The organism is Gramella sp. Hel_I_59 (assembly GCF_006714895.1).
Classification (GTDB): Bacteria; Bacteroidota; Bacteroidia; order Flavobacteriales; family Flavobacteriaceae; genus Christiangramia.
The window spans coordinates 792,264-813,141 of sequence record NZ_VFME01000001.1 but is presented as its reverse complement, the minus strand read 5'-3'; the positions used below and the strand labels follow the sequence as shown (position 1 = coordinate 813,141).

The 20,878-nt window shown below is 38.6% G+C and carries 35 protein-coding genes; all 35 read right to left on the bottom strand.

The window, feature by feature from the left end:
* Window positions 1-135 precede the first annotated feature (135 nt).
* Window positions 136-1,425 carry a phosphopyruvate hydratase gene (gene eno / locus JM79_RS03680; protein ID WP_141876852.1) on the bottom strand — a complete coding sequence of 430 codons (1,290 nt, stop codon included), beginning with the start codon at window positions 1,423-1,425 and terminating at the stop codon, window positions 136-138.
* 194 nt (window positions 1,426-1,619) lie between these two features.
* The gene (locus tag JM79_RS03675) at window positions 1,620-2,156 is read right to left on the bottom strand and encodes a hypothetical protein (protein WP_141876851.1); all 537 of its coding nucleotides are present in this window, start codon (window positions 2,154-2,156) and stop codon (window positions 1,620-1,622) included.
* Between the two features lie 104 nt (window positions 2,157-2,260).
* Complete coding sequence (carA, locus tag JM79_RS03670; RefSeq protein WP_141876850.1) at window positions 2,261-3,376, bottom strand: glutamine-hydrolyzing carbamoyl-phosphate synthase small subunit; 1,116 nt, start codon at window positions 3,374-3,376, stop codon at window positions 2,261-2,263.
* A gap of 110 nt (window positions 3,377-3,486) precedes the next feature.
* Window positions 3,487-4,023: a 50S ribosomal protein L17 gene (gene rplQ, locus JM79_RS03665; protein WP_141876849.1), complete on the bottom strand. Its 537-nt coding sequence runs from the start codon at window positions 4,021-4,023 to the stop codon at window positions 3,487-3,489.
* Window positions 4,024-4,121: 98 nt separating this feature from the next.
* On the bottom strand, window positions 4,122-5,114 hold the full coding sequence (locus tag JM79_RS03660; protein WP_026915168.1) for a DNA-directed RNA polymerase subunit alpha: 993 nt from the start codon (window positions 5,112-5,114) through the stop codon (window positions 4,122-4,124).
* A gap of 25 nt (window positions 5,115-5,139) precedes the next feature.
* The gene (rpsD, locus tag JM79_RS03655) at window positions 5,140-5,745 is read right to left on the bottom strand and encodes a 30S ribosomal protein S4 (RefSeq protein ID WP_026915167.1); all 606 of its coding nucleotides are present in this window, start codon (window positions 5,743-5,745) and stop codon (window positions 5,140-5,142) included.
* Window positions 5,746-5,828: 83 nt separating this feature from the next.
* Complete coding sequence (rpsK, locus tag JM79_RS03650) at window positions 5,829-6,233, bottom strand: 30S ribosomal protein S11 (protein WP_141876848.1); 405 nt, start codon at window positions 6,231-6,233, stop codon at window positions 5,829-5,831.
* Between the two features lie 8 nt (window positions 6,234-6,241).
* Entirely contained in the window at window positions 6,242-6,616 is a 375-nt protein-coding gene (rpsM, locus tag JM79_RS03645; RefSeq protein WP_141876847.1) for a 30S ribosomal protein S13, read from the bottom strand.
* Between the two features lie 2 nt (window positions 6,617-6,618).
* Window positions 6,619-6,735, bottom strand: coding sequence for a type B 50S ribosomal protein L36 (gene ykgO / locus JM79_RS03640; protein WP_010519235.1), 117 nt, complete (start codon window positions 6,733-6,735; stop codon window positions 6,619-6,621).
* 115 nt (window positions 6,736-6,850) lie between these two features.
* On the bottom strand, window positions 6,851-7,066 hold the full coding sequence (gene infA, locus JM79_RS03635; RefSeq protein WP_011710675.1) for a translation initiation factor IF-1: 216 nt from the start codon (window positions 7,064-7,066) through the stop codon (window positions 6,851-6,853).
* A gap of 2 nt (window positions 7,067-7,068) precedes the next feature.
* Window positions 7,069-8,406, bottom strand: coding sequence for a preprotein translocase subunit SecY (secY, locus tag JM79_RS03630; protein WP_026915164.1), 1,338 nt, complete (start codon window positions 8,404-8,406; stop codon window positions 7,069-7,071).
* Window positions 8,407-8,417: 11 nt separating this feature from the next.
* Window positions 8,418-8,870 carry a 50S ribosomal protein L15 gene (gene rplO, locus JM79_RS03625; protein WP_141876846.1) on the bottom strand — a complete coding sequence of 151 codons (453 nt, stop codon included), beginning with the start codon at window positions 8,868-8,870 and terminating at the stop codon, window positions 8,418-8,420.
* A gap of 9 nt (window positions 8,871-8,879) precedes the next feature.
* Window positions 8,880-9,062: a 50S ribosomal protein L30 gene (gene rpmD / locus JM79_RS03620; protein ID WP_026915162.1), complete on the bottom strand. Its 183-nt coding sequence runs from the start codon at window positions 9,060-9,062 to the stop codon at window positions 8,880-8,882.
* A gap of 14 nt (window positions 9,063-9,076) precedes the next feature.
* Window positions 9,077-9,601 (bottom strand): 30S ribosomal protein S5, encoded by a 525-nt coding sequence (rpsE, locus tag JM79_RS03615; protein ID WP_011710679.1) that lies wholly within the window; start codon window positions 9,599-9,601, stop codon window positions 9,077-9,079.
* Window positions 9,602-9,606: 5 nt separating this feature from the next.
* Entirely contained in the window at window positions 9,607-9,963 is a 357-nt protein-coding gene (gene rplR, locus JM79_RS03610; RefSeq protein ID WP_141876845.1) for a 50S ribosomal protein L18, read from the bottom strand.
* A gap of 11 nt (window positions 9,964-9,974) precedes the next feature.
* Window positions 9,975-10,517 (bottom strand): 50S ribosomal protein L6, encoded by a 543-nt coding sequence (gene rplF / locus JM79_RS03605; RefSeq protein ID WP_141876844.1) that lies wholly within the window; start codon window positions 10,515-10,517, stop codon window positions 9,975-9,977.
* Window positions 10,518-10,536: 19 nt separating this feature from the next.
* On the bottom strand, window positions 10,537-10,935 hold the full coding sequence (gene rpsH / locus JM79_RS03600) for a 30S ribosomal protein S8 (protein ID WP_141876843.1): 399 nt from the start codon (window positions 10,933-10,935) through the stop codon (window positions 10,537-10,539).
* A gap of 56 nt (window positions 10,936-10,991) precedes the next feature.
* Complete coding sequence (gene rpsN / locus JM79_RS03595; protein ID WP_011710683.1) at window positions 10,992-11,261, bottom strand: 30S ribosomal protein S14; 270 nt, start codon at window positions 11,259-11,261, stop codon at window positions 10,992-10,994.
* A gap of 2 nt (window positions 11,262-11,263) precedes the next feature.
* On the bottom strand, window positions 11,264-11,815 hold the full coding sequence (rplE, locus tag JM79_RS03590; protein WP_141876842.1) for a 50S ribosomal protein L5: 552 nt from the start codon (window positions 11,813-11,815) through the stop codon (window positions 11,264-11,266).
* A gap of 2 nt (window positions 11,816-11,817) precedes the next feature.
* Entirely contained in the window at window positions 11,818-12,129 is a 312-nt protein-coding gene (gene rplX / locus JM79_RS03585) for a 50S ribosomal protein L24 (RefSeq protein WP_141876841.1), read from the bottom strand.
* A 12-nt stretch (window positions 12,130-12,141) separates the two neighbouring features.
* Window positions 12,142-12,510 (bottom strand): 50S ribosomal protein L14, encoded by a 369-nt coding sequence (rplN, locus tag JM79_RS03580; RefSeq protein WP_141876840.1) that lies wholly within the window; start codon window positions 12,508-12,510, stop codon window positions 12,142-12,144.
* Between the two features lie 3 nt (window positions 12,511-12,513).
* Entirely contained in the window at window positions 12,514-12,771 is a 258-nt protein-coding gene (rpsQ, locus tag JM79_RS03575; protein WP_026915154.1) for a 30S ribosomal protein S17, read from the bottom strand.
* A gap of 18 nt (window positions 12,772-12,789) precedes the next feature.
* A complete protein-coding gene (rpmC, locus tag JM79_RS03570; protein ID WP_141876839.1) occupies window positions 12,790-12,981 on the bottom strand; it encodes a 50S ribosomal protein L29 in 192 nt (63 codons plus the stop codon).
* Between the two features lie 10 nt (window positions 12,982-12,991).
* Window positions 12,992-13,411 carry a 50S ribosomal protein L16 gene (gene rplP, locus JM79_RS03565; RefSeq protein WP_026915152.1) on the bottom strand — a complete coding sequence of 140 codons (420 nt, stop codon included), beginning with the start codon at window positions 13,409-13,411 and terminating at the stop codon, window positions 12,992-12,994.
* A gap of 20 nt (window positions 13,412-13,431) precedes the next feature.
* Window positions 13,432-14,151, bottom strand: a complete 720-nt coding sequence (rpsC, locus tag JM79_RS03560) for a 30S ribosomal protein S3 (protein WP_026915151.1) — start codon at window positions 14,149-14,151, stop codon at window positions 13,432-13,434.
* An 8-nt stretch (window positions 14,152-14,159) separates the two neighbouring features.
* Window positions 14,160-14,567, bottom strand: a complete 408-nt coding sequence (rplV, locus tag JM79_RS03555) for a 50S ribosomal protein L22 (RefSeq protein WP_141876838.1) — start codon at window positions 14,565-14,567, stop codon at window positions 14,160-14,162.
* Window positions 14,568-14,575: 8 nt separating this feature from the next.
* Window positions 14,576-14,854 carry a 30S ribosomal protein S19 gene (rpsS, locus tag JM79_RS03550; RefSeq protein WP_011710692.1) on the bottom strand — a complete coding sequence of 93 codons (279 nt, stop codon included), beginning with the start codon at window positions 14,852-14,854 and terminating at the stop codon, window positions 14,576-14,578.
* Between the two features lie 3 nt (window positions 14,855-14,857).
* On the bottom strand, window positions 14,858-15,694 hold the full coding sequence (rplB, locus tag JM79_RS03545) for a 50S ribosomal protein L2 (RefSeq protein WP_141876837.1): 837 nt from the start codon (window positions 15,692-15,694) through the stop codon (window positions 14,858-14,860).
* A 9-nt stretch (window positions 15,695-15,703) separates the two neighbouring features.
* The gene (gene rplW, locus JM79_RS03540; protein WP_141876836.1) at window positions 15,704-15,994 is read right to left on the bottom strand and encodes a 50S ribosomal protein L23; all 291 of its coding nucleotides are present in this window, start codon (window positions 15,992-15,994) and stop codon (window positions 15,704-15,706) included.
* 9 nt (window positions 15,995-16,003) lie between these two features.
* Window positions 16,004-16,630: a 50S ribosomal protein L4 gene (rplD, locus tag JM79_RS03535; protein ID WP_141876835.1), complete on the bottom strand. Its 627-nt coding sequence runs from the start codon at window positions 16,628-16,630 to the stop codon at window positions 16,004-16,006.
* The gene (gene rplC / locus JM79_RS03530; RefSeq protein ID WP_141876834.1) at window positions 16,630-17,241 is read right to left on the bottom strand and encodes a 50S ribosomal protein L3; all 612 of its coding nucleotides are present in this window, start codon (window positions 17,239-17,241) and stop codon (window positions 16,630-16,632) included. The genes rplD and rplC overlap by 1 nt, the downstream gene beginning before the upstream one ends.
* A gap of 145 nt (window positions 17,242-17,386) precedes the next feature.
* Window positions 17,387-17,692, bottom strand: coding sequence for a 30S ribosomal protein S10 (gene rpsJ, locus JM79_RS03525; RefSeq protein ID WP_026915146.1), 306 nt, complete (start codon window positions 17,690-17,692; stop codon window positions 17,387-17,389).
* A gap of 10 nt (window positions 17,693-17,702) precedes the next feature.
* Window positions 17,703-19,814, bottom strand: coding sequence for an elongation factor G (gene fusA / locus JM79_RS03520; RefSeq protein WP_141876833.1), 2,112 nt, complete (start codon window positions 19,812-19,814; stop codon window positions 17,703-17,705).
* A gap of 6 nt (window positions 19,815-19,820) precedes the next feature.
* Window positions 19,821-20,297: a 30S ribosomal protein S7 gene (rpsG, locus tag JM79_RS03515; RefSeq protein ID WP_026915144.1), complete on the bottom strand. Its 477-nt coding sequence runs from the start codon at window positions 20,295-20,297 to the stop codon at window positions 19,821-19,823.
* Between the two features lie 23 nt (window positions 20,298-20,320).
* Window positions 20,321-20,695: a 30S ribosomal protein S12 gene (rpsL, locus tag JM79_RS03510; protein WP_010230128.1), complete on the bottom strand. Its 375-nt coding sequence runs from the start codon at window positions 20,693-20,695 to the stop codon at window positions 20,321-20,323.
* Between the last annotated feature and the right edge of the window lie 183 nt (window positions 20,696-20,878).

Below are 20,878 nucleotides of genomic sequence, written 5' to 3'. Positions count from 1 at the left end.
TGGTTATTTAATTGAAAATAAGGATTCTATTGAATACCGAAGTACTCTTTTAATTAAATGATTGTTAATATACTATTTACTCCACAAAAAAAGCCCCTTCAAACTGAAGAGGCTTTAGAAAAATATATGTTTCGCTTATTTTATCTTAAAAGCTTTGTCTTGCGGATAATATGCAACCTCACCTAATTCTTCTTCGATTCTAAGTAGTTGATTGTATTTAGCCATTCTATCACTTCTTGATGCAGAACCTGTCTTAATCTGTCCTGTATTCAGCGCAACTGCAAGATCTGCAATTGTATTATCTTCTGTTTCTCCAGAACGGTGTGACATTACTGATGTATATCCAGCATTGTGAGCCATATTTACAGCAGCGATAGTTTCAGTTAAAGTTCCAATCTGGTTTACTTTGATAAGTATCGAGTTGGCGATATTTTCTTTAATTCCTCTTCCAAGACGTTCTACATTCGTCACAAAAAGGTCATCCCCAACTAACTGAACTTTATCTCCGATCTTGTCGGTAACGGCTTTCCAACCTTCCCAGTCATTTTCATCCATACCATCTTCAATCGAAATAATTGGGTATTTAGATGCTAATTCTGCCAGGTATTCTGCCTGCTCTTCACTAGTTCTAATTTTACCTTTATCACCTTCAAATTTGGTATAATCATACTTACCATCTACGAAAAATTCAGCAGCAGCACAATCCAATGCGATCATTACTTCCTTACCTGGCTCGTATCCAGCCTGCTTAATAGCTTTTAAAATCGTATCAAGAGCATCTTCAGTTCCATCAAGAGTCGGAGCAAAACCACCTTCATCACCTACTGCGGTACTTAACCCACGATCATGAAGTACTTTTTTCAAATTATGGAAGATCTCTGTACCAGTCTTTAAAGCATGAGAAAAACTTTCAGCCATTACTGGCATGATCATAAATTCCTGAAATGCGATAGGAGCGTCACTATGTGAACCTCCATTAATAATATTCATCATAGGTACAGGTAGCGTGTTAGCACTAACTCCACCAATGTATCTGTACAACGGCATGTTAAGTTCATTCGCTGCTGCTTTGGCAACAGCAAGGGAAACACCTAGAATGGCATTAGCACCTAACTTTGACTTGTTTGGTGTCCCATCAAGGTCTCTCATCGTTTGATCGATAAGATTCTGTTCAAATACAGAAAAACCCAGAAGCTTTTGAGCTATTTCCCCATTTACATTCTCGATCGCTTTAGACACTCCTTTACCCATAAAGTCATCTCCTCCGTCACGAAGTTCAACAGCTTCATGCTCTCCGGTGGATGCTCCAGATGGAACTGCAGCTCTACCCATTATTCCATTTTCTGTGTAAACATCTACTTCTACGGTTGGATTTCCTCTTGAATCAAAAATTTGACGTGCATGTATATCTAAAATTGCGCTCATGTTCTGTATTTTAATTTTTATTTGAATTACAGGCAAGATACGAATACAAGGATTAAATTCCGACTGAGAGAGCTAGTTTTAAAGCATTTATAACAGGAAATCTACTAAAACGTTTTCGAAGTTGCACTAATCAGGAAAGCAAAAATCCCGGTATGAAGCCGGGATTAAGAGTGATTTATCTGGTATTGGAAAATTTAGCTTTTATCTTTTCCTAGCTTAAATCCTAGTTGAATATCGATAAGCGGAGAAACATAACCATCACCATTATCGTTAAAACCATAGCCAACCCCAAGATTTAGGTTTAGTTTGAAATTACTATTATATACTCGTTGTAATCCCCAGGCTGGTCCCACAAATCCTGACAGATCATTTCGCAATTCCATATCGCCAAAGAGTGGCTCACCACTGGATAACAAGAGTACTCCGGCTACATAATTCCCGCTATTCTCAGAGACTTTTTTTCCTTTATCGATTCTTTTATCAAAATTATAATACCAACGATACTGCGCTCTTAAATTGGGATAGACACCGAATTCACTTTCATCTGCAAAGTCTGAATAGTGATAGCCGAAACCCAAACCGAGACTGGCATCAAGACTGGTATTTTCACCTAGAGCAAGCTCATATTCTGCTGAAGGCATTAAAATATTTAAGGAAAACTGATTTTCTGTTGATTGCGAATTAGCTGAAATTCCTGATAGTAACAGAAAGATAACGATGATGTTTTTCATGATTTAGATTTGTAGTCAAATCTAGACCATTAAAATTAGCAAACAAATTTATTTTACCTGTAAGGGTAATAAAAAAAGCCGGAGTTTAAACTCCGGCTTTTTTATTATGCTGATTGCTTTTTTTTGATTCTATCAATAAACTCATCAAAAAGATAACTGGCGTCATGTGGACCTGGACCAGCTTCCGGGTGATATTGCACAGAGAACACATTCTTTGACTTCATAGCCAATCCACCAAGCGTTTGATCGTTTAGGCAAACATGTGTTACTTCAACATCATCATGAGCTTCAGTTTGAGCTTTATCTACAGAGAAGCCGTGATTTTGAGAAGTGATCTCACCTTTACCCGTAACAAGGTTCTTTACCGGGTGATTGATTCCGCGGTGACCATGATGCATCTTGTAAGTTTCAATACCATTAGCAAGTGCAATGATCTGGTGACCAAGACAAATTCCGAACAAAGGATGATCGTTCTCAATGATTTGTTTCGTTACACTAATTGCATTTTCAAGCGGCTGAGGATCTCCGGGACCATTGGACAGGAAATAACCGTCTGGGTTCCATGATTTCATATCTTCGTAGCTGGCATCAAAAGGAAAAACTTTGATGTAAGCTCCGCGTTGAGCAAGGTGACGTAGAATGTTCGTTTTAATCCCTACGTCCAATGCTGCGATTTTTAAATCTGAATTTTCATCTCCGTAATAGTAAGCATCCTTCGTTGAGACTTTAGAAGCAAGTTCAAGACCGTTCATATCCGGAACCTCTTTAAGCTTCTTCTGAAGGGATTCAATATTTTCTACATCAGTAGATATAATCGCATTCATGGCACCATTCTCTCGGATATAAGTAACAAGCGCACGGGTATCTACATCAGAAATTGCAAATATCTTATTGGTATCTAAAAACTCCTGTAGTGTTTGATCTGCTGAAGGTCTGGTTTGAACGTAGCTGAAGTTTTTACAAATTAAACCAGCAATCTTAGCTCCGTTGGATTCATTCTCGTCCTTACTCGTACCATAATTTCCTATATGAGCATTGGTGGTAACCATAAGCTGCCCATAATATGAAGGATCTGTAAAGATTTCCTGGTATCCGGTCATACCTGTGTTGAAGCAAACTTCACCTGAAGCCTCACCTTCTGTGTTACCTACAGCTTTTCCATAGAAGATCGTTCCATCTTCCAGTAAAATGATCGCTTTTCTTTTAGCCTGATATTTCATAGTTATGTTGTTGTGGCAATAAAATTAAACAATTATCGTATGGATATAAAAAAAGGATAAACTCTGAAAGCTTATCCTTTTTAAAAATTAGAAATTGAAAAGATTCATTTCTATTCGTCTTTTTTATCTTCTTTACTATCTGTCTTAGGCTCTTCAGCTTTAGACTCTTCTTTTTTAGTTTCAGCTTTCGCTTCTTCAGGTTGAGCTGTAGTTTCTTCCACTTTCTTCTTACCTGCTCTACGAGTAGACTTTTTCTTTTTAGGTTTATCTCCGCTTACGTTGTAAGTCTCATTGAAATCAACCAATTCCACAAGGGCCATTTCAGCAGCATCTCCAAGACGACTACCAAGTTTGATAACTCTTGTGTATCCACCTGGACGATCACCTACTTTAGGAGCAACTTCGCGAAAAAGTTCGCTAACTGCTTCTTTGCTTCTTAACTTACTAAAAACAATACGTCTGTTGTGAGTAGTATCATCTTTAGACTTAGTTACTAAAGGCTCAACAAAAACTTTTAAAGCTTTAGCTTTTGCAACTGTAGTGTTGATGCGCTTGTGTTCAATTAGGGAACATGCCATATTCGCAAGCATAGCTTTACGATGAGCTGTTTTTCTACCTAAATGATTTGTTTTTTTTCCGTGTCTCATGACTTATTATCTTTTGTCATCTTGCTTCTACCCTTTATGGGGAGCAAAATATGACAGATTTTAATTATAAAAGAAAGGCGAGAGATCTCGCCTTTATATTAGTCTTTATCGAGTTTATATTTTGAAAGGTCCATTCCAAAGTTTAAACCTTTATTGCTTACAAGCTCTTCCAATTCAGTTAGAGATTTCTTTCCAAAATTTCTAAACTTCATAAGGTCGTTCTTATTGTAAGAAACAAGATCTCCTAAAGTATCAACTTCAGCAGCTTTCAGACAATTTAATGCTCTAACAGACAGGTCAAGATCAACCAGTTTAGTTTTAAGCAATTGTCTCATGTGAAGACTTTCTTCATCATAAGTTTCAGTCTGTGCGATCTCGTCAGCCTCTAAGGTAATTCTCTCATCAGAGAACAACATAAAGTGGTGAATAAGAGTTTTTGCAGCTTCAGTTAAAGCATCTTTAGGATGGATAGAACCATCACTAATGATTTCGAATACCAGCTTCTCATAGTCAGTCTTCTGCTCCACACGGTAATTCTCGATACTATATTTTACATTCTTTATAGGAGTGTAAATAGAATCTACGAATATAGTACCTAGTGGTGCATTGGCCTTCTTGTTTTCTTCTGCCGGAACGTAACCTCTACCTTTTTCGATAGTAACTTCCATGTTCAAATTCACTTTCTTATCCATATGACAGATCACCTGATCTGGGTTTAGGATTTGAAAACCTGAAATAAATTTCTGGAAGTGACCGGCAGTTAATTGCTCTTCTCCGGAAACTGAAATTGTTACTGATTCGTTATCGATCTCATCGATTTGTCTTTTGAATCTAACTTGTTTTAGGTTCAAAATGATCTCAGTTACATCTTCCACTACACCTGCGATGGTAGAGAATTCGTGATCTACACCTTCAATTCTAACTGAAGTGATCGCGAAACCTTCCAAAGAAGATAAAAGCACTCGTCTTAAAGCGTTACCAACAGTTAATCCATATCCAGGTTCCAAAGGGCGAAATTCAAATTTCCCTTCGAAATCTGTAGAATCAATCATTATAACTTTATCGGGCTTCTGAAAATTTAGTATTGCCATATTTCGACTTCTGTATGATGAATTATTATTTCGAATATAATTCGACTATAAATTGCTCGTTGATGTTTTCAGGAATTTGAACTCTTCCTGGAACAGATACGAAAGTACCTTCTTTCTTTTCAGAATTCCATGAAAGCCATTCGTAAACATTACTGCTATTAGATAATGACTCCTGAATCACACCAAGTGATTTAGATTTTTCTCTTACCCCAACAACATCACCAGCCTTTAGGTGGTAAGAAGGAATATTTACAAGTTCTCCGTTTACAGTAATATGACGGTGACCTACTAACTGGCGCGCAGCTCTTCTTGAAGGAGCAACACCCATACGGTACACTACATTATCTAAACGAGACTCACAAAGTTGAAGAAGAACCTCACCGGTAATACCCTGTGCTCTGGTTGCTTTTTCAAACATATTACGGAATTGACGCTCAAGAATACCATACGTATACTTAGCTTTTTGCTTTTCCATCAACTGGATAGCATATTCCGATTTCTTTCCTCTACGACGGTTGTTACCGTGCTGTCCTGGAGGATAATTTCTTTTTTCGAAAGATTTGTCGTCACCAAAAATAGCTTCACCGAACTTACGGGCTATTTTAGTTTTTGGACCTGTATATCTTGCCATTACTTAAGTTGTTTTGAGAAGGGATTATGAATTAAGGCATAAGTCCTTCGATAATCTTAATCCTTCTCTATGATTAAATTTTATTAAACTCTACGTCTCTTAGGTGGACGACATCCATTGTGTGGAAGTGGAGTGATGTCGATAATTTCAGTAACCTCGATACCACTATTGTGTACTGCTCTAATAGCAGACTCTCTACCATTTCCAGGACCTTTAACATATACCTTTACTTTACGCATTCCAGCCTCATGTGCTACTTTCGAAGCATCTTCAGCAGCTAATTGCGCAGCGTAAGGTGTATTTTTCTTAGATCCTCTAAAGCCCATCTTACCAGCAGATGACCACGAAACAACATCACCCTTTTTGTTGGTAAGGGAAATTATAATGTTGTTGAAAGAAGCAGTAACGTGAGCTTCACCGTTGGATTCAACGATTACTTTACGTTTCTTCTGAGTCTTACCGGCCTTTTGATTTGTCTTCTTTGCCATACTAATTACTATTTAGTCGCTTTTTTCTTGTTAGCAACTGTTTTTCTTCTACCTTTTCTGGTTCTCGAGTTATTCTTAGTACGCTGTCCTCTTAAAGGTAAACCAGCTCTGTGACGAATTCCTCTGTAACATCCAATGTCCATAAGACGCTTGATGCTCATCTGAACTTCAGTACGCAACTCACCTTCGATTGTAAACTGACCAACGGCTTCACGAATTTTACCGATTTCATCATCGTCCCATTCAGAAACTTTCTTACTCTCGTCTACTTTAGCTTGTGCAAGTATCTCTTGAGCCCTGCTTCTACCAATTCCGAAGATATAGGTCAACGCTATAACTCCTCGCTTTTGTTTAGGTATATCTACCCCTGCAATTCTTGCCATAATTAGCCTTGTCTTTGTTTAAATCTAGGATTCTTTTTGTTAATAACGTAAAGGCGCCCTTTTCTGCGAACAATCTTGCAGTCGGCACTTCTCTTTTTTATTGATGCTCTAACTTTCATCTTATCTCTTTTTAATTCACTTACAAGGAATTATCCTTTTTGTGAAATTTTAGCCGTCATAAATTTTTCAGAGTGCAAAAGTATAAAAAATTTATAAAAGGCTGAAAATTACTTTTTAGTATCTGTAAGTTATTCGAGCCTTAGTTAAATCGTAAGGACTCATTTCCAGTTTCACCTTATCTCCAGGAAGTAATTTAATGTAATGCATACGCATCTTTCCAGAGATATGTGCAGTCACTACGTGACCATTTTCTAATTCCACTCGAAACATCGCATTAGACAATGCTTCGATAATGGTTCCGTCTTGTTCAATCGCTGCCTGCTTTGCCATAATTAAGCTACTGCTTTTCTGTTTTTACCTGTTTTCATTAATCCGTCATAGTGTCTATTCAGTAGATAAGAATTTACCTGCTGCATAGTATCTATTGCAACTCCAACCATAATCAGAAGTGAAGTACCTCCGAAGAACAACGCCCAACTTTGCTGTACACCCAGCAAAGAGAAAACTATTGCAGGGAACACCGCAATAAGAGCCAGGAAAATAGATCCAGGAAGCGTAATTTGAGACATGATCCTATCTAAGTATTCAGCAGTTTCAGTTCCTGGACGAATCCCTGGAATAAAACCACCACTTCTTTTAAGATCATCTGCCATTTTATTTGTTGGCACCGTGATCGCTGTATAGAAATATGTAAAAACAATAATCAATAGAGCGAATACAAGGTTATACCAGAAACCAAAGATGTTCTGGAATGCTGCTGTTACACCCTGAGCAGTATCTGAGTCTGATAGACCCGCAAGAGCTACAGGAATGAACATGATCGCCTGAGCGAAAATGATTGGCATTACACCAGATGCATTTAATTTCAAAGGTATATACTGTCTAGAACCAAAAACGTTCTTTTCATATCCACCAGAAGCAGATCTTCTTGCATACTGTACAGGTATTTGACGTACTGCCATTACCAGCATTACAGATGCCATGATGATAGCAAACCAGATCACAAGTTCGATAAGGATCATTACCATACCACCGTTGGATTCAAATACTCTGGAAGCAAATTCCTGAATGAATGCCTGTGGAAGAGTAGCAATAATACCCACCATAATTAACAATGAAATACCATTACCAATCCCTTTATCTGTGATCTTCTCACCTAACCACATTGCAAAAATTGTACCTGTGGTAAGTATTATTACCGAAGAGATAACAAAAGTTAAGTTATCTCCAAGCAAGAATGCTTCTCCAGGAAGGGTTGCAAACAGGTTATAAATATAACCAGGCCCCTGCACCAATGTAATTGCAATGGTTAACCATCGGGTGATTTGATTGATCTTTTTACGTCCACTTTCACCTTCTTTCTGAAGCTTTTGCAAGTAAGGAATAGCAATCCCCATTAATTGCACCACAATAGAAGCAGAGATATAAGGCATAATACCTAAAGCAAAAACTGAAGCATTTGAGAACGCTCCACCTGTAAATGCGTTAAGTAGACCTAATAGTCCACTATCTGTTTGGTTAGCCAGGCTTGAAAGCTGAGCGGCATCAATTCCGGGAAGCACTACCTGCGCCCCGAAACGATATACCAAAAGCAAACCGAGGGTTACTAAAATTCTATTTTTTAGTTCCTCGATTTTCCAAATATTTTGAATCGTATTGATGAATTTCATTTGATTATCTATTATAAAGTAACAACTTCACCTCCGGCAGCTTCGATAGCTTCTTTCGCTGAGGCCGTAAATTTATGAACAGATATTTTCAACTTTGCCTTTAATTCACCTCTACCTAATATCTTAACAAGCTCGTTTCTTCCGGCAAGACCGTTTTCTGCAAGCACGTCCATATCAACTGTATCCTTAATTCTTCCTTCATCAACAAGAGATTGAAGAGTATCCAGGTTAATTCCCTGGTAAACCTTACGATTTCTGTTTGTGAATCCAAACTTAGGCACACGTCTTTGAAGTGGCATCTGCCCTCCTTCAAATCCGATCTTTTTCGAATAACCAGAACGAGACTTGGCTCCTTTGTGACCTCTGGTAGAGGTTCCACCTTTACCAGATCCTTCACCACGACCAATACGCTTGCTATTCTTTCTAACTGAACCTTCTGCAGGTTTTAAGTTACTTAAATCCATGAGAGATTATTATTTTGTTTCTTCGACAGAAACTAAGTGTTTAACTTTATTTACCATACCAAGGATGTTTGGCGTATCGTCATGTTCAACCGTCTGCCCAATTTTCTTAAGTCCTAGAGACTCAAGAACAAGCTTTTGATTTTTCGTGCGATTAATAGCACTTTTCCTTTTAGTGACTTTTATCTTTCCCATCTTATTCCTTGATTTTAACCTTTAAATACTTTTTCTAAAGAAACACCTCTTTGTTTTGCAACAGTTTCAGCACTTCTTAATTGAAGTAAAGCATCGAAGGTAGCTTTAACTACGTTGTGTGGGTTCGAAGATCCCTGATTCTTAGAAAGTACATCATGCACACCTACAGACTCAAGTACCGCACGAATCGCTCCACCAGCAATAATACCGGTACCAGCTGCAGCAGGAAGAAGCATTACTCTTGCTCCACCATACTTACCTTTTTGTTCGTGAGGTAGTGTTCCTTTATGTAAAGGGATGCGTACCAGATTTTTCTTAGCGTCTTCTACAGCCTTAGAGATAGCATCTGCCACTTCCTTGGATTTTCCAAGTCCCTGACCAACTACACCATTTTCATCTCCTACTACTACAATAGCAGAGAATCCAAAGGCTCTACCACCTTTTGTAACTTTAGTAACACGTTGTACTCCAACCAAACGATCCTTCAATTCAAGACCTCCTGGTTTTACATGTTCTACGTTTTTATAATCTTGATACATATTTTCTAGAATTTAAGTCCTCCTTCGCGAGCACCTTCTGCTAATGATTTAACTCTACCGTGATATAGATATCCACCTCTATCGAAGGAGATTGTATCGATACCAGCACTTTTCGCTTTCTCAGCGATGGCTTTACCAACCATTTGAGCCTGCTCTTTTCTATCTGCAGAAGCAGACACGATATCTTTATCTCTTGAAGATGCTGAAGCTAAAGTTTTACCTTCAACGTCATCGATAATCTGAGCATAAATCTCTTTATTGCTTCTGAATACAGATAATCTAGGACGGCTTGTTGTTCCAACGATATCCCTACGGATACGTTTTCTAATTTTATTTCTTCTATCTTGTTTTGACACTGCCATAACTATCTTTATTATGCTGATTTACCTGCTTTTCTTCTCAATTGTTCACCAACAAATTTGATACCTTTTCCTTTGTAAGGTTCAGGTTTTCTCATTGATCGGATCTTCGCAGCTACCTGTCCTACAAGTTGCTTGTCATGTGAAGTAAGTTTAACGACAGGGTTCTTACCTTTTTCTGAGATTGTCTCCACTTTAACTTCGGGAGCCAAATCTAGTACAATATTGTGAGAATAACCAACAGCCAAATCAAGCTTGTTACCCTGGTTGCTAGCTCTATAACCAACACCTACAAGTTCAAGTGATTTAGTGAATCCATTAGATACACCTTCAATCATATTATTTACCAAAGCACGATAAAGACCGTGTTTTGCTTTCTGATCACTTTTATCAGAAGTACGCTCAAAAGTAATTACATTATCTTCGATTTTAACATCGATATCCTGTACCTGCTGCTTAAGCTCTCCTAATTTTCCTTTTACCGTAACAAGACCATCTTTGTGCTCTACTGTCACACCTTCTGGAATTGTAATGGGATTTTTACCTATTCTTGACATTTCTTTAGTCTTTTAAGTATTAGTAAACGTAGCACAGTACTTCACCACCAACTTTGTCGGCTTTAGCCTGTTTTCCAGTCATAACTCCGTGAGAAGTTGAAACAATCGCGATACCAAGACCATTCAGGATTCTTGGAATCTCTGTTGATCCGGCATACTTACGTAAACCAGGTTTACTTATTCGTTGAATCTTCTTAATTACTGGCTCTTTAGTAATCTTATCATACTTCAGAGCGATCTTGATCACTCCCTGAGCGGTAGTGTCTTCGAATTTGTAACTTAGAATATATCCTTGATCGAATAATATCTTAGTGATCTCTTTTTTAACATTGGAAGCAGGAATTTCCACAACTCTGTGGTTTGCAGCATTTGCATTCCTGATTCTTGTTAAGTAATCTGCAATAGGATCTGTATTCATTTAAATTTATTTGCGGATGTGGTTTTCTATATTGAACCTTCATCCAGTTTATAATATTACCAGCTTGCTTTTTTGACACCTGGTATAAGACCTTGATTAGCCATCTCTCTAAACATTACTCGAGAAAGACCAAATTGTCTCATATACCCTTTAGGTCTTCCAGTTAATTTACATCTGTTGTGCAAACGAACCGGAGAAGAATTCTTTGGTAGTTTCTGTAAACCTTCGTAATCACCTGCTTCTTTAAGGGCAGCGCGTTTCTCAGCATACTTCTTTACCAATTTCTGTCTTTTCACCTCACGGGCTTTCATTGATTCTTTAGCCATAATTAGTTCTTTTTAAAAGGTAATCCTAGTTCGGTTAACAATGCTTTTGCTTCCTTATCGGTTTCCGCAGAAGTAACAAAAGTGATATCCATTCCAGCGATTCTATTCACAGCATCGATATCGATCTCAGGAAAGATGATTTGCTCAGTGATTCCAAGGTTGTAATTCCCTCTACCGTCAAACCCATTAGATTTGATACCGTTGAAATCACGAACACGTGGCAATGCACTTGTAATCAATCTATCCAGGAATTCATACATTCTATACCCACGTAAGGTAACTTTAGCGCCAATTGGCATTCCTTTACGTAATTTGAATGATGCAACATCCTTCTTAGAGATCGTAGCAACAGCCTTTTGTCCACTAATTGCAGAAAGTTCCTCGATTGCATGGTCGATAAGTTTCTTATCTGCCACTGCTCCACCAACTCCACGGCTAATTACTATCTTCTCCAGTTTTGGCACCTCCATAATATTGGAGTAACTGAATTCATCCTTAAGAGCATTCTTAACTCTCTCGTTATATTCCTGTCTAAGTCTTGGTACGTATGCCATAACTATATTACTTCATTAGATTTTTTAGAGAATCTCACTTTCTTTCCATCTTCTTCTCTATAACCAACTCTCGTTGTATCACCGTTTTTGTCAATAAGTGATAGATTAGAAATATGGATTGGAGCTTCTTTCTCCTTAATTCCACCTTGTGGATTAGAAGCACTAGGCTTCTCATGCTTAGAGATCATATTAACCCCTTCCACAATAGCTTTATTCTTCTCGATAAGTACCTTCTGCACTTTCCCTTCCTGACCTTTATGGTCACCAGCGATTACACGTACGGTATCTCCTGATTTTATTTTAAGCTTTGTCATTTTCTTAATGTATTAAAGCACTTCAGGTGCCAATGATACAATTTTCATGAATTGCTTATCACGAAGTTCACGTGCTACAGGACCAAATACACGAGTACCGCGCATTTCACCCTGAGGACCTAAAAGTACACATGCATTATCATCAAAACGGATATAAGATCCATCCGGTCTGCGTACTTCTTTCTTGGTACGAACAACAACTGCTGTTGAAACTGCACCCTTCTTGATATTTCCGTTAGGTGTAGATTCTTTTACACTGACAACTATCTTGTCTCCAACAGATGCGTATCTTTTCTTTGTACCTCCTAACACACGGATAGTAAGGACTTCCTTAGCTCCGGTATTATCTGCTACTTTTAGTCTAGACTCTTGTTGTACCATGATTTACTTCGCTCTTTCAATTATTTCTACTAATCTCCAAGTCTTGGATTTACTTAAAGGTCTTGTTTCCATGATCTTTACAGTATCACCTTCGTTGCAGTCGTTATTTTCGTCGTGTGCTACGTACTTTTTCGTTTTCAAAACGAATTTTCCATACATAGGGTGTTTTACTTTTTTCACTTCAGCAACCACTATGGATTTCTGCATTTTGTTACTTGTAACAACCCCTACACGCTCTTTTCTTAAGTTTCTTTTTTCCATCTTTCAGCAGAATAACAATTATTGTTGTTCTCTTTTAGTTAACTCTGTAGCTAATCTCGCCACTTTTCTCCTTTCAGTTCTCAACTGTATCGGATTCTCCAAAGGCGAAACAGCATGAGCCATTTTTAAATCTGAATAAGCTTTTCGAGACTTACCAAGCTCTTCTTGCAATTCTGCAACAGACATTTCTTTTACTTCTGATTGTTTCATAATTCCAATATTATTCTTGATAATCTCTAGCTACAACAAATTTTGTTCTTACCGGAAGTTTTTGTGCTGCAAGACGTAAAGCCTCTTTAGCAGTTGCCATTGGTACTCCACCAATTTCAAACATTATTCTTCCTGGTTTTACCACTGCTGCCCAATATTCCACGGCACCTTTACCTTTACCCATACGTACTTCAAGAGGTTTCTTTGTAATAGGCTTATCTGGAAATATTTTGATCCAGATAGAACCTTCTCTTTTCATATATCGGGTAGCGGCGATACGCGCTGCTTCTATTTGACGTGCAGTAACAAAGCTGGAATCCATTGATTTGATTCCGAAGGTACCGTTTGAAAGTCTGTGCCCTCTTTGAGCAAGCCCTTTCATACGGCCTTTTTGTTGCTTACGGTATTTTGTTCTTTTAGGTTGTAACATTTTTTCTTTCCTTTAAAAAATTACTTTCTACGACGTGATTTGTTCCCACCTCGTCCGGCACCGGATTTTTTTCCTTGGTTCTTTGCAAGACCAACTAGAGGCGAAAGCTCTCTTTTTCCGTATACCTCACCTTTCATGATCCATACTTTGATTCCCAATCTACCATAGGTAGTATGAGCTTCGATCAAAGCATAATCAATATCAGCCCTAAAAGTAGACAAAGGTATTCTTCCATCCTTGTATGATTCTGAACGTGCCATTTCAGCACCATTTAAACGTCCGGAAATCTCAATCTTGATTCCTTCAGCATTCATTCTCATTGCAGCCGCAATAGCCATTTTGATTGCACGACGGTAAGAGATTCTATTCTCAATTTGTCTTGCAACACTTGAAGCAACTAAATGCGCATCAAGTTCAGGCCTTTTGATTTCAAAGATGTTAATTTGAACCTCCTTGTCGGTAATCTTTTTAAGCTCTTCCTTAAGCTTGTCTACCTCCTGTCCACCTTTCCCGATAATGATACCAGGTCTGGCAGTAGTGATAGTAACGGTTACAAGCTTAAGCGTGCGCTCGATGATTACACGCGATACACTCGCTTTAGAAAGACGAGCATGGATGTATTTTCTAATCTTATCGTCCTCGGCAAGTTTATCGCCGTAGTCATTACCTCCGTACCAGTTGGATTCCCAACCTCTAATGATACCAAGGCGATTCCCGATTGGATTTGTTTTCTGTCCCATACTATCTCTTAGCTTTGTGTATTATTGTTTGCTCCAAGCACTAATGTAACATGATTGGATCTCTTTCTAATTCGGTGTGCACGACCCTGTGGAGCAGGACGAAGTCTTTTCAACATACTTCCTCCGTCTACACGAATCTCTTTCACAAATAGCTCAGCTTCTTCAAGGTTAGCTTCCTCGTTCTTAGCCTGCCAGTTGGCAATAGCTGAAACTAAAAGTTTCTCTAAACGATTAGATGCTTCTTTTTTACTGAACTTTAGAATATGAAGCGCTTTTTCTACTTTCTCTCCTCTAACCAAATCCGCCATAAGACGCATTTTTCTAGGCGAAGTAGGGCAGTTATTTAACTTTGCAAAAGCTACCTGTTTCTTGGCTTCTTTTATTTGCTCTGCTCTTTCTCTTTTACGAACTCCCATAGCTTCAATTATTTTCTACCTTTATTTTTTGCACCTGCATGTCCTCTGAAAGAACGTGTTGGTGAAAATTCTCCTAGTTTATGACCCACCATATTTTCAGTTACATAAACAGGAACAAATTGCTTCCCGTTGTGTACTGCTATAGTTTGTCCTACAAAATCTGGAGTAATCATAGAAGCTCTAGACCAGGTTTTGATCACGGCTTTCTTTCCTGACTCAACATTCTGAGCCACTTTTTGTTCCAGTTTGTAATGAACGAAAGGTCCTTTTTTTAATGAACGTGCCATATCTTATTTCTTTCTAGTCTTTCTACGTTCTACAATATATTTATTACTCGCTTTTGTTCTTGAGCGGGTCTTGAATCCTTTAGCAGGAAGACCTTTTCTAGAACGTGGGTGACCACCTGAAGCTCTACCTTCACCACCACCCATTGGGTGATCGACAGGGTTCATCGCTACCGGTCTTGTTCTTGGACGTATACCCAACCATCTGCTTCTACCAGCTTTACCACCAATCATTAACTGATGATCACTGTTAGATACAGCTCCGATTGTAGCTATACAAAGTGAAAGAACACGTCTAATCTCCCCAGAAGGCAACTTGATAGTTGCGTACTTACCTTCTCTCGCTAATAACTGAGCGAAAGCACCGGCACTACGCGCCATCACAGCTCCCTGTCCTGGTCTCAACTCAATACATGAAATAACCGTACCAAGTGGAATGTTTGCCAAAGGCATTGCATTCCCGATCTCAGGAGAAGCAGCTTCGATGGAAGAAACTATATTCTGTCCAACCTGAAGCCCGTTCTGAGCAATAATATACCTTTTCTCTCCATCCTGATAATTCAATAATGCGATAAAGGCCGTTCTGTTTGGATCGTATTCGATAGAAGCTACTGTAGCAGGAATTCCCTGCTTGTCACGCTTAAAGTCGATTACACGATACCTTCTTTTGTGACCACCACCTTTATAGCGCATGGTCATTTTTCCCTGACTGTTTCTACCACCTGATTTTTTTATCGGCGCCAATAGGCTTTTCTCCGGCTTATCAGTAGTAATGGCGTCATACCCATTCACTACTCTAAAACGCTGACCAGGTGTAATTGGTTTTAATTTTCTAACTGACATTCTTTAATCTTAAAGATTACTGTATAAATCAATAGTTTCACCTTCCGCCACCTGTACTACTGCTTTTTTGAAAGCATTAGTTTTACCAGTGATCATACCAGACTTAGTATATTTAGTCTTACGATCCGGGCGGACATTCATAGTTCGAACTTTAGTAACAGACACGCCATAAGCAGATTCAACTGCGTCTTTGATCTGAATCTTATTTGCCTTGTTACTTACTACAAAAGTGAAGCGATTGTTCATCTCACTATCTGTAGTAGCTTTTTCTGTAATAACAGGTTTAATCAAGATGCTCATAACGGTTTATTAACTTAATTTCGACTCAATTCCTTCTAAAGATCCTTCTACGAAGACGATACTCTTAGCATTAAGTATTTTGTAAGTACTTAATTCTGAGCTATTTATAACTTCCGAGGATTTCAAATTGCGCGACGACAAATATACATTTTTATTTGAGTCACCCAACACAATTAGCGATTTTTTACTGTCAATCCCCAGAGCCTGAAGAACTTCGATAAAGTTCTTGGTTTTTGGAGTATCGAATGAAAAATCTTCAATTACCATAATAGCCTTGTCGTTTGCCTTAATTGATAGGGCAGACTTTCTAGCAAGACGTTTCAGGTTCTTGTTTAATTTGAAACCGTAGTTTCTTGGTCTTGGACCAAAAACACGTCCACCACCTTTAAAGATAGGAGACTTGATACTACCAGCTCTCGCTGTACCAGTACCTTTTTGTTTCTTGATCTTACGCGTAGATCCTGCGATCTCTGCTCTCTCCTTAGCTTTATGAGTACCCTGACGTTGGTTAGCCAGATACTGTTTAACATCTAGATAAACAGCGTGCTCATTAGGCTCTATAGCGAAAACAGAATCAGAAAGCTGTGCTTTTCTGCCTGTTTCTTTTCCTTTAATATCTAAAACTGCTACTTCCATTACTTACTAATGATTACGTATGAGTTTTTAGATCCCGGCACACAACCTTTTACTACTAAAAGGTTCTTATCTGCCACAACCTTCAAAACTTTCAGGTTTTCAACTTTAACTCTCTCGCCACCCATTCTTCCGGCCATCTTCATTCCCTTGAATACTCTCGCAGGATAAGAAGCTGCACCAATAGAACCAGGAGCTCTCAATCTGTTGTGCTGACCGTGTGTGGCCTGTCCAACTCCTCCAAAACCGTGTCTCTTTACAACACCCTGGAAACCTTTACCTTTAGATGTACCTGCGATATCCACAAATTCACCTTCTCTAAAATGTTCCACGGTAACAGAGTCACCTAATTTGTAATCTTCATTATAACCCTGGAATTCAACGACTTTACGTTTTGCAACGGTTCCTGCTTTTTTAGCATGCCCTTCAGCAGCTTTATTAACAGTCTTTTTGTCATCGAAACCAAGTTGAAGTGCTTCATACCCGTCAACCTCTTTGGTTCTGACTTGGGTAACCAAGCATGGTCCAGCTTCGATTACGGTACATGGGATGTTCTTCCCATTCTCGTCGAAGATGCTGGTCATACCGATCTTTTTTCCTATTAACCCAGACATATTTATTAATTATTAATTGTTTACTTATTTAAAAAACTAAGGGCTGAAAAACACATTCAGCCCTGAATTGTATCTTTCACCATTTTTCCTTCGCGAAACGCTTAGGACATGTTAACCGCGCACCGTAGTGCGCGGAACTGTTTTATCACACTTTGATCTCTACTTCAACCCCACTTGGCAATTCAAGCTTCATCAACGCATCAATCGTTTTTGAAGAAGAGCTATAGATATCAAGTAATCTCTTGTAAGAGCTTAATTGAAACTGCTCTCTGGATTTCTTGTTCACGTGAGGTGAACGAAGAACAGTAAAGATTTTTTTGTTTGTTGGCAACGGAATTGGTCCGGTTACAACAGCTCCCGTAGTCTTTACGGTTTTTACAATCTTTTCAGCAGACTTGTCTACTAAGTTATGATCGTAAGATTTTAGTTTTATTCTGATTTTTTGACTCATTTCCTTAAGATTATTCGTTTGCTGCTCCTTTAGCTGCTTTGATCACTTCTTCAGAAATATTAGAAGGAGTTTCAGCATAGTGAGAGAATTCCATAGTTGAAGTTGCTCTACCTGATGAAAGTGTTCTTAATGTAGTTACATATCCAAACATTTCAGAAAGCGGCACTTCAGCTTTGATTACTTTCGCTCCAGATCTGTCTGACATGTTGTTTACCTGACCTCTTCTTCTGTTAAGGTCACCAACGATATCACCCATATTCTCTTCCGGAGTAACAACTTCTACTTTCATGATTGGCTCAAGAATAACGGCACCTGCAGATTTTGCAGCAGCTTTATATCCCATTTTAGCAGCCAATTCGAAAGAAAGTTGATCTGAATCCACAGGGTGGAAAGATCCATCCTTAAGTTCAACTTTTAAAGTATCCATAGTAAATCCAGCCAAAGGACCATTTTTCATAGCCTCTTTAAAACCTTTTTCTACGGAAGGGACAAATTCCTTAGGAATACGTCCACCTTTAATAGAATCCACGAACTGAAGACCTTCACCTTCGAAGTCTTCGTCTACTGGTCCCATTGTAAATACGATATCCGCAAATTTACCACGACCACCAGACTGTTTCTTATAAACTTCTCTTTGATCAGCATCTCTACGTACAGCTTCTTTGTACTCAACCTGAGGCTCACCAACGTTTACTTCCACTTTAAACTCACGCTTCATTCGGTCAATGATAATCTCAAGGTGAAGCTCACCCATACCAGAGATAATCGTTTGTCCAGAATTTTCGTCAGTCTTTACAGTAAAAGTAGGATCTTCTTCAGCAAGCTTAGCTAATGCCATACCCATTTTCTCAACGTCGGCCTTTGTTTTAGGCTCAACAGCGATACCGATTACCGGTGCAGGGAAAGACATTGATTCAAGAACGATTGGGTGGTTCAAATCTGTAAGAGTATCACCAGTTTTAATGTCCTTAAATCCAACAGCAGCTCCAATATCTCCAGCTTCGATACTATCGATAGGCTCTTGTTTATTAGAGTGCATTTGATATATTCTTGAAATACGTTCTTTTTTACCTGAACGTACGTTTAACACGTAAGAACCAGCATCAAGAGTACCCGAATAAGCACGGAAGAATGCCAGACGTCCAACGAAAGGATCGGTAGCAATTTTAAAGGCAAGCGCAGAAAATGGAGAATCCACATTTGGCTTACGACTTTCTTCTGCACCTGTATCAGGATTAGTACCTTCAATTGCTTCAACATCTACTGGAGAAGGAAGGTAACGCATAACAGCGTCAAGCATCGCCTGAACACCTTTATTTTTGAATGCAGAACCACACATCATTGGAATGATGCTCATATCTATAGTTGCAGCTCTTAATGCAGCAATGATCTCATCTTCTGTAATAGAACTTTCGTCCTCGAAGAATTTCTCCATCAATGCTTCATCGTATTCAGCTACTGCTTCTACTAATTCTGTTCGGTACTTATTAACATCATCTAAAAGCTCTTCAGGAATGTCGATAGTATCATAAGTCATCCCATGATCCTCATCATTCCAGATAATCGCTTTCTTAGAAATAAGATCAACCACACCTCTAAAGTCGATTTCATCACCGATAGGCACCTGTAATGGCACCGGGTTACCACCAAGCATTTCTCTTACCTGACGACATACGTTGAAGAAATCTGCACCCTGACGGTCCATTTTATTAACGAAACCTAGACGTGGAACTCTATATTTATCTGCCTGTCTCCAAACAGTTTCAGACTGAGGCTCAACCCCGTCTACTGCAGAGAACAATGCAACAACTCCATCAAGAACACGCAATGAACGTTCTACCTCTACGGTAAAGTCAACGTGACCTGGAGTATCAATAATATTTACAGTGAATTCCTGATCGCGGTACATCCACTTACAGTGTGTTGCTGCAGAAGTAATAGTAATACCACGCTCCTGCTCTTGCTCCATCCAGTCCATAGTGGCAGCACCATCATGAACCTCACCGATCTTATGACTTATACCTGTATAATAAAGGATACGCTCAGTTGTTGTAGTTTTACCTGCATCAATATGAGCCGCAATTCCAATATTTCTAGTAAATTTTAAATCTCTTTGTGCCATGTTGTTTTAGAATCTAAAGTGAGAGAATGCTTTGTTAGCTTCAGCCATTTTATGAGTATCTACTCTTTTCTTAACAGCAGCTCCTTCTTCTTTTGCAGCAGCAAGAATCTCAGCAGATAGCTTTCCAGCCATAGACTTTTCATTTCTCTTACGTGCAAAACTAATTAACCACTTCATAGCAGTAGAAACCTTACGGTCTGGACGAATTTGCATTGGAATCTGAAATGTTGCACCACCTACACGTCTACTTCTCACTTCAACATGAGGCATAACGTTAGAAAGAGCATCTTTCCAAATTTCCAAACCAGATTTCTCTTCGTCTTGTTTTTTCTCCTCTACAATTGCAATAGCATCATAGAAAATTTTAAAGGCTACCGACTTCTTACCATCCCACATCATCATGTTCACGAAACGTGTAACTAGCTGATCGTTAAATTTTGGATCTGGTAAAAGCGGTCTCTTTTTCGCCTGTCTTTTTCTCATTTCTTTACATTAAAAGTTTTTAATTACTTCTTAGGGCGTTTTGCACCGTACTTAGATCTTCGCTGAGTTCTACCTTCAACACCGGCAGTATCTAGCGCACCACGAACAATGTGATATCTAACACCTGGTAAATCTTTTACCCTTCCACCTCTAACCAATACTATCGAGTGCTCTTGTAGATTGTGTCCTTCCCCAGGAATGTAGGCGTTAACCTCTTTCCCGTTTGTCAACCTTACCCTTGCTACTTTTCTCATAGCAGAGTTTGGTTTCTTAGGAGTAGTGGTATACACACGTGTGCAAACACCTCTCCGTTGAGGGCACGAATCCAAAGCAGCCGATTTACTCTTCTTGGTTATTTTGGCTCTTCCTTTTCGTACTAATTGTGAAATTGTTGGCATAATTTCCTATACACTAATTATTAATAAAATTTAATCCCCCGATTTTTAGGGTTTGCAAAGATATAAATAAAAAAGGATTATTCAAATACGTTACTATCTATTTTTCAAACAGTTTCATCTTCGAAACACTTAGATGGAGTTTATATGACATAGAAATTAGTCTATACAGATATAAAAAATCCT